This is a genomic window from Streptomyces sp. NPDC059003, from assembly GCF_042740445.1.
Taxonomy (GTDB): domain Bacteria; phylum Actinomycetota; class Actinomycetes; order Streptomycetales; family Streptomycetaceae; genus Streptomyces.
Genome location: NZ_JBHYJH010000104.1, coordinates 24,106 through 34,150 on the forward strand (window position 1 = coordinate 24,106; position 10,045 = coordinate 34,150).

9 protein-coding genes are annotated in these 10,045 nt (G+C 73.4%); 5 read left to right on the forward strand and 4 right to left on the reverse strand.

The genetic code is table 11. The features are described from left to right. Positions 1 to 116 precede the first annotated feature (116 nt). Entirely contained in the window at positions 117 to 827 is a 711-nt protein-coding gene (locus ACFWZ5_RS29935) for an RDD family protein (RefSeq protein WP_384803822.1), read from the forward strand. Positions 828 to 948: 121 nt separating this feature from the next. Here ACFWZ5_RS29935 and purH read toward each other — a convergent pair whose 3' ends face one another. Together purH and purN are read right to left on the reverse strand one after the other, a co-directional pair. After that, positions 949 to 2,535: a bifunctional phosphoribosylaminoimidazolecarboxamide formyltransferase/IMP cyclohydrolase gene (purH, locus tag ACFWZ5_RS29940; protein ID WP_384803825.1), complete on the reverse strand. Its 1,587-nt coding sequence runs from the start codon at positions 2,533 to 2,535 to the stop codon at positions 949 to 951. After that, entirely contained in the window at positions 2,532 to 3,152 is a 621-nt protein-coding gene (purN, locus tag ACFWZ5_RS29945) for a phosphoribosylglycinamide formyltransferase (protein WP_384803828.1), read from the reverse strand. The genes purH and purN overlap by 4 nt, the downstream gene beginning before the upstream one ends. Before the next feature lie 271 nt (positions 3,153 to 3,423). Between purN and ACFWZ5_RS29950 the strand changes: the two genes are divergently transcribed. Both ACFWZ5_RS29950 and ACFWZ5_RS29955 read left to right on the forward strand, forming a co-directional pair. Further along, positions 3,424 to 4,245, forward strand: a complete 822-nt coding sequence (locus tag ACFWZ5_RS29950) for a hypothetical protein (protein ID WP_384803831.1) — start codon at positions 3,424 to 3,426, stop codon at positions 4,243 to 4,245. 563 nt (positions 4,246 to 4,808) lie between these two features. After that, entirely contained in the window at positions 4,809 to 5,594 is a 786-nt protein-coding gene (locus ACFWZ5_RS29955) for an enoyl-CoA hydratase/isomerase family protein (RefSeq protein ID WP_384806708.1), read from the forward strand. A 47-nt stretch (positions 5,595 to 5,641) separates the two neighbouring features. Here ACFWZ5_RS29955 and ACFWZ5_RS29960 read toward each other — a convergent pair whose 3' ends face one another. Beyond that, on the reverse strand, positions 5,642 to 6,568 hold the full coding sequence (locus ACFWZ5_RS29960) for a hypothetical protein (RefSeq protein WP_384806710.1): 927 nt from the start codon (positions 6,566 to 6,568) through the stop codon (positions 5,642 to 5,644). 83 nt (positions 6,569 to 6,651) lie between these two features. Here ACFWZ5_RS29960 and ACFWZ5_RS29965 point away from each other — a divergent pair, with 83 nt between their 5' ends. Continuing rightward, positions 6,652 to 7,266 (forward strand): flavin reductase family protein, encoded by a 615-nt coding sequence (locus tag ACFWZ5_RS29965; RefSeq protein ID WP_384806712.1) that lies wholly within the window; start codon positions 6,652 to 6,654, stop codon positions 7,264 to 7,266. Between the two features lie 284 nt (positions 7,267 to 7,550). Here ACFWZ5_RS29965 and ACFWZ5_RS29970 read toward each other — a convergent pair whose 3' ends face one another. After that, entirely contained in the window at positions 7,551 to 8,789 is a 1,239-nt protein-coding gene (locus ACFWZ5_RS29970) for an MFS transporter (RefSeq protein WP_384806728.1), read from the reverse strand. A gap of 203 nt (positions 8,790 to 8,992) precedes the next feature. On the opposite strand from ACFWZ5_RS29970, the gene ACFWZ5_RS29975 reads away from it, so the two are divergent. Then, entirely contained in the window at positions 8,993 to 9,973 is a 981-nt protein-coding gene (locus ACFWZ5_RS29975) for a GlxA family transcriptional regulator (RefSeq protein ID WP_384806726.1), read from the forward strand. Positions 9,974 to 10,045: the final 72 nt, after the last annotated feature.

Here is a 10,045-nt window from a genome sequence, read left to right on the forward strand (position 1 = left end):
GAAGAACGATATGCGGCACAGTGCCGCGGCCGGTGTCGGGGGGACGGACGCATCTGTGAACGTTCCTCCGGGGTGTGCCGCGTCGTCCCCGCACTCCCGACGGAGGAATCCCCACCATGAGCAACCCTTACGGGCCGCCGCCCCAGCAGCCCGGACAGCCCCAGCCGGGCTACGGCCCGGGGTACGGCTACCCGCAGCAGGCCCCCCAGGGCGTCCCGCCGCAGCAGGGCGGCTACCCGGGCCAGGGCTACGCCCCGTACCCGCAGCAGGCGCAGCCCTACGGCGCCTACCCGCAGCAGCCCGGCGGCTACGGCTACCCGGGCGGGGCGGGGCCGACGGTGGCGTCCATGGGCCGTCGCTTCGGCGCCCGCGTCATCGACGGCATCGCGTACAGCGTCGTCTACGCCTTCCTCATCGCCGGCGGCGCGATCAGCGCCTTCAACGAGGCGAAGGACTGCGAGCCGGGCACCGCGGGCTACGACGCCTGCATCAATGACGCGGGATCCGACTTCGCGGCGCAGTTCGGCGCCGTGTTCGGTGCCTTCGCCGTCATCGGTCTGCTCTACGAGTGGCTGATGGTCAGCCTGGCGGGCGGCACGCTCGGCAAGCTCGCCGTCGGCATCCGCGTCGTCGACGCGGAGACCGGCCAGAAGCCGGGCATGGGCGCCGCGTTCGTCCGCTGGATCATCCCGATGGTGGGCGTGCTCGCCTGCGGCATCGGCCAGCTCCTCGTCTATCTGTCCCCCTTCTGGGACAAGACGGGCCGCCAGCAGGGCTGGCACGACAAGGCGGGCAAGACCATGGTCGTCCAGCGGTCCAACAACTGACCGCGACCCGCGAGGACGCCGACGGGCGCCGCACCCCGAGGGGTGCGGCGCCCGCGTCGTACGCACACCGGTTCAGTCGTACGCAGCCGTACGCAGTCGTACGCAGTTGTACGCGTTCGGGTCAGTGGAAGAAGTGCCGCGTCCCCGTGAAGTACATCGTCACGCCCGCCTTCTTCGCGGCCTCGACGACGAGCTCGTCGCGGACCGAACCGCCGGGCTGGACCACGGCCTTGACGCCCGCGGCGGTCAGGACCTCCAGGCCGTCGGGGAACGGGAAGAACGCGTCGGACGCGGCGTAGGCGCCGCGCGCCCGCTCCTCGCCCGCGCGCTCGACGGCGAGCTTCGCGGAGTCGACGCGGTTGACCTGGCCCATGCCGACGCCGACGGACGCGCCGTCCTTGGCGAGCAGGATCGCGTTGGACTTCACCGCGCGGCAGGCCCGCCAGGCGAAGGCGAGCTCGGCCAGCTCGCCGGGCGACAGCGCGTCGCCGGTCGCGAGGGTCCAGCTGGCGGGGTGGTCGCCGTCGGCCTGGAGGCGGTCGGTGACCTGGAGCAGCGCGCCGCCGTCGATCGGCTTGACCTCGACGGGCGCGGTGGGCGCCTGCGGGGCGCGCAGGACGCGGATGTTCTTCTTCTTGGTGAGGGCTTCGAGCGCGCCGTCCTCGTAGTCGGGCGCCACGATGACCTCGGTGAAGATCTCGGCGACCTGCTCCGCCATCTCCTTGGTGACGGGGCGGTTGACGGCGATGACGCCGCCGAACGCGGACAGCGGGTCGCAGGCGTGCGCCTTGCGGTGCGCCTCGGCGACGTTGCCGCCGATGGCGATGCCGCACGGGTTGGCGTGCTTGATGATCGCCACGCAGGGGTCGTCGTGGTCGTACGCGGCACGGCGGGCGGCGTCCGTGTCCGTGTAGTTGTTGTACGACATCTCCTTGCCGTGCAGCTGCTCGGCCTCGGCGAGGCCGCCGCGGCCGTCCGTGTACAGCGCGGCCTTCTGGTGCGGGTTCTCGCCGTAGCGCAGCTGGTTCTTCAGGTCGAAGGCGGCGCCGACGAAGGACGGGAAGCGCTCGTCCGCGCCCGGCTCGGTCTCCAGGAACCAGTTGGCGACCGCGACGTCGTACGCGGCGGTGTGCTGGAACGCCTCGGCGGCGAGCGCGCGGCGGGCCGCGAAGTCGAAGCCGCCCGCGCGGACCGCGCCGAGCACGTCGGCGTACCGGTCCGGGCTCGTCACGACGGCCACGGACGGGTGGTTCTTGGCGGCGGCGCGGACCATCGACGGGCCGCCGATGTCGATCTGCTCGACGCACTCGTCGACGCTCGCGCCCGAGGCGACGGTCTCCTTGAACGGGTACAGGTTCACGACGACCAGGCCGAACGGCTCGACGCCGAGCTCCTGCAGCTGCTTGCGGTGGGCGTCCAGGCGCAGGTCGGCGAGGATGCCCGCGTGCACGCGCGGGTGCAGCGTCTTGACCCGGCCGTCCAGGCACTCCGGGAAGCCGGTGAGCTCCTCGACCTTGGTGACCGGGACGCCCGCTGCGGCGATCCGCGCGGCCGTGGACCCGGTCGACACCAGTTCGACGCCCGCCTCGTGCAGGCCGCGCGCGAGCTCCTCGAGGCCGGTCTTGTCGTAGACGCTGACGAGCGCGCGCCGGATGGCGCGCTTGTCGGTCCCGGGGGTCGTCTGCGGTGTCGTACCTTCGGCGGTCACGGGATAACTACCTTTCGTCCCTCGATGCTGTGGCCGTCGCGGGCCAGGCGCCCCACGACGTCGACGAGCAGGCTTCGCTCGACTTCCTTGATGCGCTCGTGCAGAGCGCTCTCGTCGTCCTGGTCCCGGACTTCCACCACGCCCTGCGCGATGATCGGGCCCGTGTCGACGCCGTCGTCGACGAAGTGGACGGTGCAGCCGGTGACCTTCGCGCCGTACGCGAGCGCGTCGCGCACGCCGTGGGCCCCCGGAAAACTGGGCAGCAGCGCGGGGTGCGTGTTGACCGTGCGCCCGCCGAACCGCGCGAGGAACTCCTTGCCGACGATCTTCATGAATCCGGCGGAGATCACCAGGTCCGGCTCGTACGCGGCGGTGGCCTCGGCGAGCGCGGCGTCCCACGCGTCCCGGCTCTCGTAGTCCTTCACCCGGCACACGAACGTCGGCAGGCCCGCGCGTTCGGCGCGCTCCAGGCCCGCGATGCCGGTGCGGTCGGCGCCGACGGCCACGATCTCGGCGCCGTAGGCGTCGGGGCCGCGCTCCGCGATGGCGTCGAGCAGTGCCTGCAGATTCGTACCTGATCCGGAGACCAGCACGACGAGGCGCTTGGCCTTGGCCACGGCGGGGCCCTTTCTCGGGAGTGCTCTTTGTACGGTCGTACGAAGGCTTCGCCCTCCCCGATACGGGGAACTCTACGAAGCGGCCGACCGTCAGCAACGATACCGGCACACCCGGGCGCCCCTCACGGGACGGGGGCGCGGCCGGAAGGTAGCGTCTGTGGGGGCAGCCGCCTGAACGCCGAGTTGCCAAGCACCATCGCCCAGTTGCCCGGCGGCGCCCGGCTCCGCAAGCCGAGCCGCCGAGCTCTACCAAGGGGAAGACGCACACCTGATGCCGGACCGCAGCCTCCGCCTCACGCCGCACCTCGCACGACCGCTGCTCCGGGAGGGGCGGCCCGGGTCGTCGTCCCAGGCGCCCGAGGAGTCACAGGGCTCGCAGGGCGAGCCGGGCGCGCAGGGTTCTCAGGGGCCTAGGGGTTCTCAGGGTTCTCAGGACGACAATCCGTTCGCGCCGCCGCCCGAGGGCACGCCGGAGCGGCCCTGGCAGCCGCGGCGCCCCGCGAACGGCTCCGGCTCCGGCGACCAGGGCGGGAACGGCGGCCAGGGCGACTCGCCCTGGGGCAGCCAGTGGAGCGACCAGCAGCCCGGCCGCTCCTCCGGCGGCTTCGGCGACCGGCCCCGCGGCCAGGGCCCCGACGGCTCCGGAAACGGCCAGAACGGTCAGAACGGCCAAGGCGGCCAGGGCGGTCTGCGCTGGGACCCCACCGACCCCGCCCAGCGCCGCGCGCGCTACGCGCTCCTGTCCGGCATGTGGGCCTTCTTCTTCGCGCTCTTCGGCTGGCGGTACGTGGCGCTGCTGCTCGGGGCGCTCGGGCTCTACTGGGCGATCAGTGCGCTGCGGGCCAAGCCGCGGCGGCCCGACCCGTCGGCGGACGCCCCCGCATCGGGGGCGCGTCCCCAGACCACCGCCGCGATCAGTGGTCTGGTCACGGCGGCGCTTGCGCTTGCCATGGTCCTCGCGACGTTCGGAGCGCAGCTGATCTACCGGGACTACTACACGTGCCGTGACGACGCCCTCACGAACGAGTCCAAGCAGTCCTGCGACGACCTTCTGCCGAAGCAGCTGCGGCCGCTTCTGTCCGACCGGGACTGATTCTGGCGGGGGCGCCTCGGACCCACGGACCGACTGGCGCCACGCCCCCCTTCCCTGTGACCGCAGCCCCAGCCCCCGCGTACGGCTGGGGCTGCGCCCCTTTCCCCCGCTCATCGGCGCTCCGCGCCTCGCCCTCAAACGCCGGGCAGGCTAGAAAACCCCACCCACCCGCCCTTCTCCGGGGCTGTCGCCCCGGGCCCCGCCGCGTTCGGCCGTCTTGCGTCGCTGGGGTGGCTTCGCGCTGCGCGCTCGCATTCCCCGCCCACCCGCACCCTCCCGGGGCGGGCAGCGCATATCCAGCCCGTCCGGCGCTTGAGGACGAGCCGCGAAGCGGCGACAGAGGGGGAAAGGGGCGAAGCCCCATGCGAGAAGGGCGGGTGGGCGGGGGATATTCAGCCTGCCCGGCGTTTGAGGGCGAGACGCGGAGCGGCGATTACTGGGGGTCCCAGGGGGCGGAGCCCCCTGGTTCGGGAAGGGGTGGGTCTGGGGCGCCACCCGCGAGGACCGACCACCCGCACCCCCCCACTCAGCCACTCACCCACCCACCAACCCCGGAGCCCCCCATGCCACCCCCCCTCCTCCACACCACCACCAACGCCACCACCTGGATCACCCTCAATCGGCCCGACGTCATGAACGCCCTCGCGCCGGAGCACCGGGACCGCGTCATCGAGCTGCTCGACGAGGCCTCCGGCGACCCGGCCGTGCGGGCCGTCGTGATCACCGCGACCGGCAAGGCCTTCTGCGCGGGCGCCGACCTCCGCGCCGCACCCACCCCGCCACCCGCCCCCGGCGACGTGTCCCGCACGATCCGCCACGGCGCCCAACGCCTGATCTCCGCGGTCCTGGACTGCGAGAAACCCGTCCTGGCCGCCGTCAACGGCACCGCCGCCGGCCTCGGGGCCCACCTCGCCCTGGCCTGCGACCTGGTCCTGGCCGCCGAGTCGGCCAGGTTCATCGAGGTCTTCGTACGGCGCGGACTCGTCCCGGACGGCGGCGGGGCGTATCTGCTGCCGCGCCTGGTCGGGCCGCGGCGGGCGAAGGAGCTGATGTTCTTCGGCGACGCCCTGCCCGCGGCGGACGCGGAGCGCCTGGGCCTGGTCAACCGCGTCGTGCCGGACGCCGACCTGGAGAAGACGGCCCGCGCGTGGGCGGACCGGCTCGCCGCCGGGCCCACCCGCGCCCTCGCCCTGACCAAGCAGCTCGTCAACGCCTCCCTGGACGCGGACCGCGCCACCGCCTTCGCCGCCGAGGCCGCCGCCCAGGAGATCAACATGACGACGGCGGACGCGCGGGAGGGCGTGGCGAGCTTCGTGGAGCGGCGCTCACCGTCGTACCGGGGGCGCTGAGTCTGCACAGGGTGCTGAGGCCCGGGCGGCGGCGTCCGGGCGGCGGCTCAGGCCTTGAAGAGCTTCCGCAGGTCACCCGAGTCCGGATCGCCGAGCAGCACGAACAGTTCGGGCCGTGCCTCGCTGCCGCCGATCGTCCAGGCCGCGTCACCGTCCCCGCAGCCGCCCACGTGGAGCCGGACGGCGGGCCGGTCGGCCTCGACGCCGGTCGTCCACGTACCCGTGGCGTCGCAGCGCGCCACCTCCAGGGGGCCCTCCGACTCCCAGTCGTCGTACGGGATCCGGGTGAGCGTGGCCCGGCCGTCCGCCCGGAGGCGCAGGACGGCCTCGCCGTCGTCGCCGCGCCACACGCCGGTGAGCTGCGCGCGGCTCAGCTTCGGGGGCTCGTACTCCTTGAGCAGGCCGGTCCCCGTCGCGGCCAGGCCGCCGCAGAGGACCGTCACGCAGGCGAGCAGCGCGGCCAGGCCCGACCGGAACCAGATGCGGCGATCGCGCGGCACCGGGGCGCGGCGCCACCAGTACGCGACCGCGAGCGCGGGCAGCACCCCGCTCGCCGTGACGAGCACCAGCGGCACGACGAAGGGGCCGCCGAGCGCGGCGCTGAGGCCCGCCCACGCGGCGCCGGGCAGCAGCAGGGCCGGCAGCCGCCAGGCCCACTCCGGGCCGCCCGCGCGGGCGGCGGCGACGCGCGCCAGGGACAGCGCGGGCAAGGTGTGCACGGCGGCGTGGGCGATCCCGACGACCGGCAGGACGAGCGGCACGAAGACCGCCGCGCAGAGCAGTCCGAACGCGGCGAGCGCGCCGCCGTACCCCGCCCCGTAGGTGTCGTCGTTCAGGGTCGTCAGCCAGAACAGGGCCCCGGCGACCGGAAGCTGGGCGGCGCAGGCGGCGGCCGCCGCCGCGGCGCTCGTCCCGCCCCAGACGCCCCGTGCGCGCGCGTCGTCCCGCGCGGCTCCGTTCCCCTGCCGCTTCACGTCGTGACCATACGCCCATGACCTGCGGAGTTCTGTCCGACCCCTTCACATCTGACGGCCCGTCAGCTTCACTGGGTGGTGTGATGGGACATGCGGGGATGGCGGCCACCGTCGTCCGGTATCTCAGGTCCGTCGGGGCGCCGACCGCCGCCCCGGGATGCGACGACGTGCCGCCGCGGCGCCGGTTGCGGGCCGTCCGGGACGACGAGCGGGCGCCGGTCGACGCGGGTGAGTTCCGGCGGGTCCTCGGGCACTTCGCGACCGGCGTGACCGTGGTGACGGCTCCGGCCGCGCCCGGCGAACCCGGCCCCGCGGGATTCGCCTGCCAGTCGTTCGCGTCGCTCTCCCTCGACCCGCCGCTCGTGTCGTTCATGGTGGCGCGTACGTCCATGACGTGGCCCCGCATCGCCCGTGCGGGCGTCTTCTGTGTGAACGTGCTCGGCGCGGCACAGGGGGAGCTGTGCCGCGCCTTCGCCGTCAGCGGTGCCGACAAGTTCGCGGGGGTCGCGTATGACGCGGCGCCGGTCACCGGGGCGCCGCGGCTTGCGGGGGTGCCCGCGTGGATCGACTGCGTGATCCACGCCGTGCACACCGGGGGTGACCATTTGATCGTGGTGGGGAGGGTGGAGGCGTTGGGCGCGGTGGGGGTGGAGGAGGATGCGGCGCCGTTGCTGTTTCATCGGGGGCGGTTTGTCTAGGCGGTGCGGCAGTGGGCCCTCGCGGGTGGCGCCCCAGGCCCGCCCCTTCCCGAACTAGGGTGCTGCGCCCCCTAGCACCCCCCTTTATCGGCGCTGCGCGCCTCGCCCTCAAGCGCCGGGCGGGCTGGATCGTCGCCGCTTCGCGGCTCGTCCTCAAACGCCGGACGGGCTGATATTGGGGGGTCTGGGGCGACAGCCCCAGTGGGAAGGGCGGGTGGGTGGGGGAAAATAGCCTGTCCGGCGTTTGAGGGCGAGCGCGGAGCGCGATTCTTCCGGCGGCGGCCTCAGGCCAATAGCTCCGCGTCTCGGGCGTTTCTGCGGATCACCAAGGACATCAGGGCCGCCGCCGCGCACAGTGCCCCGGACGCGTACCAGACCACGTCGTACGACCCGAACACGTCCCGCGCCACACCGCCGAGGAACGCGACGACGGCCGCGCCGACCTGGTGCGAGGCGAGGACCCAGCCGAAGACGATCGCGCTGTCGGCGCCGTAGTGCTCGCGGCACAGGGCCAGCGTCGGCGGCACCGTGGCGACCCAGTCGAGGCCGTAGAAGATGATGAAGAAGAGCATCGGCAGGTGCACGCTCGGCGCCAGGAGCATCGGCAGGAACAGGAGCGAGATGCCGCGCAGGGCGTAGTAGACGGCGAGCAGACGGCGGGCCTCGAAGCGGTCGGTGAGCCAGCCGGAGAAGATCGTGCCGACGATGTCGAAGACGCCGATCACAGCGAGCAGCGAGGCCGCCGCCGTCACCGGCATGCCGTGGTCGTGGGCGGACGGCACGAAGTGGGTGCGGATGAGCCCGTTCGTGGAGGCGCCGCAGATCGCGAAGGTGCCCGCGAGCAGCCAGAAGGGCCCGGTCCTCGCCGCGTCGAAGAGGACCCGCAGCGTGCGCTTCGCGGCGCCCCGGGTCGGCTCCGGCTTCGGCGTGAACTCCCCTCCGTACGGGGCGAGTCCGACGTCCGCCGGGTGGTCGCGAAGCAGCAGCCACACGAACGGGACGACGACGAGCGCGGCGAGCGCGACCGTCACGGACGCGGGCCGCCACCCGTGCTCCTCGACGATCCACGCGCACAGCGGCAGGAACACCAGCTGCCCGGAGGCGCCGCCCGCCGTCAGGATGCCGGTGACCAGGCCGCGCCGCTCGACGAACCAGCGGTTGGTGACCGTCGCGGAGAACGCGAGCGCCATGGAGCCGGTGCCGAGGCCGACGAGCAGGCCCCAGTAGAGCATCAGCTGCCAGCTCGCCGTCATCCATACGCTGAGTACGGCGCCGGCCGCGACCAGGCTGAGCGCGACCACGACGACCTTGCGGATGCCGAAGCGGTCCATGAGAGCGGCGGCGAACGGCGCGGTGAGCCCGTACAGGGCCATGTTGACGGATACGCCGAGGCCGATCTCGCCGCGCGACCAGCCGAACTCGTCGTGCAGCGGGTCGATGAGGAGGCCGGGCAGCGAGCCGAAGGCCGCGCCGCCGATGATCGTCACGAAGGCGACGGCGGCGACGAACCAGGCGCGGTGGATGCGGGGGCCTCGGCGCGGCGGCGCCGGGGAGTTCGCGGCCGTCTTCGTCGTCCCGGCCGTCTTCGTCGTCCCGGCCGTCTTTGTCGTGTCGGTCGTCTGTGTCGTGTCGGTCGTCTCGGTTGTCTCGCTCACGTCAACAAGGATCGGGATCCGGATCAGTGCGATCGAGTGGCCCGAAGGACATGCTTCGCTAGGATCGGGCCATGGCATCCGAGACGTTCCCGCGCCGGCACCGCGTCGTCGTCCTCGTCATGGACGGCGTCATCCCCTTCGAGCTCGGCATCCCCCAGCGGATCTTCGGGCGCGCCCGGGATGCCGAGGGGCGCGGCCTGTACGAGGTCGTGACCTGCTCGGTGCGCCCTGCCGGGCCGGTGCGTACGGACGCCGACTTCTCGGTCCTCGTCGAGCACGGGCCCGAGGCGCTCGCGGACGCGGACACGGTCGTGGTGCCCGCCTCGTTCGAGCTGGGTCCGGTGTTCGAGGAGGGCCGCCTCACCGACGAGCTCGCCGCGGCGCTCGCGCACGTCCGTCCCGGTACGCGCATGGTCTCCATCTGCACCGGCGGGTACGTCCTCGCCGCCGCCGGATACCTCGACGGGCGGCCCGCGACCACGCACTGGGCGCACGCCGAGCACTTCCAGGAGCTCTTCCCGAGTATCCGCGTCGACGCGGACGTCCTCTTCATCGACGACGGCGACGTGCTGACCAGCGCGGGTGTCGCGGCCGGCCTCGACCTGTGTCTGCACCTGGTCCGCCGCGACCACGGCGCCGCCGTCGCCAACGTGGTCGCCCGCTCCACCGTCGTGCCGCCGCACCGTGACGGTGGGCAGGCCCAGTACATCCGGCGGCCCGTTCCCGAGCCGCAGCTCGCCACCACCACCGCCGCGCGGGCCTGGGCACTCGGGCGGCTCCACGAGCCCATCCAGCTGCGGGACATGGCCGAGCAGGAGGCCATGTCCGTACGCACCTTCACGCGCCGCTTCCGTGAGGAGGTGGGGGTCAGTCCCGGGCAGTGGCTCACTCGGCAGCGGGTGGAGCGGGCGCGGCATCTCCTCGAGTCCAGCGATCTGTCCGTCGACCAGATCGCGCGGGAGGCGGGGTTCGGGACCGCGCAGTCCATGCGGGCGCATCTGCAGGCGGTGCTCGGGGTGACGCCGACGGCTTATCGGCGGACGTTCCGGTAGCCGGCCGGTTCCCTCGCGGGGCGCCCCAGGCCCGCCCCTTCCCGAACTAGGGGCCAGCCCCTAGCACCCCGA

Bases quoted from the DNA above. Each gene is read 5' to 3' on its own strand.
- ACFWZ5_RS29975 (WP_384806726.1), top strand. From the start codon at position 8,993: ATGGCATCCGAGACGTTCCCGCGCCGGCACCGCGTCGTCGTCCTCGTC.
- ACFWZ5_RS29965 (WP_384806712.1), top strand. From the start codon at position 6,652: ATGGGACATGCGGGGATGGCGGCCACCGTCGTCCGGTATCTCAGGTCC.
- ACFWZ5_RS29955 (WP_384806708.1), top strand. From the start codon at position 4,809: ATGCCACCCCCCCTCCTCCACACCACCACCAACGCCACCACCTGGATC.
- ACFWZ5_RS29950 (WP_384803831.1), top strand. From the start codon at position 3,424: ATGCCGGACCGCAGCCTCCGCCTCACGCCGCACCTCGCACGACCGCTG.
- ACFWZ5_RS29935 (WP_384803822.1), top strand. From the start codon at position 117: ATGAGCAACCCTTACGGGCCGCCGCCCCAGCAGCCCGGACAGCCCCAG.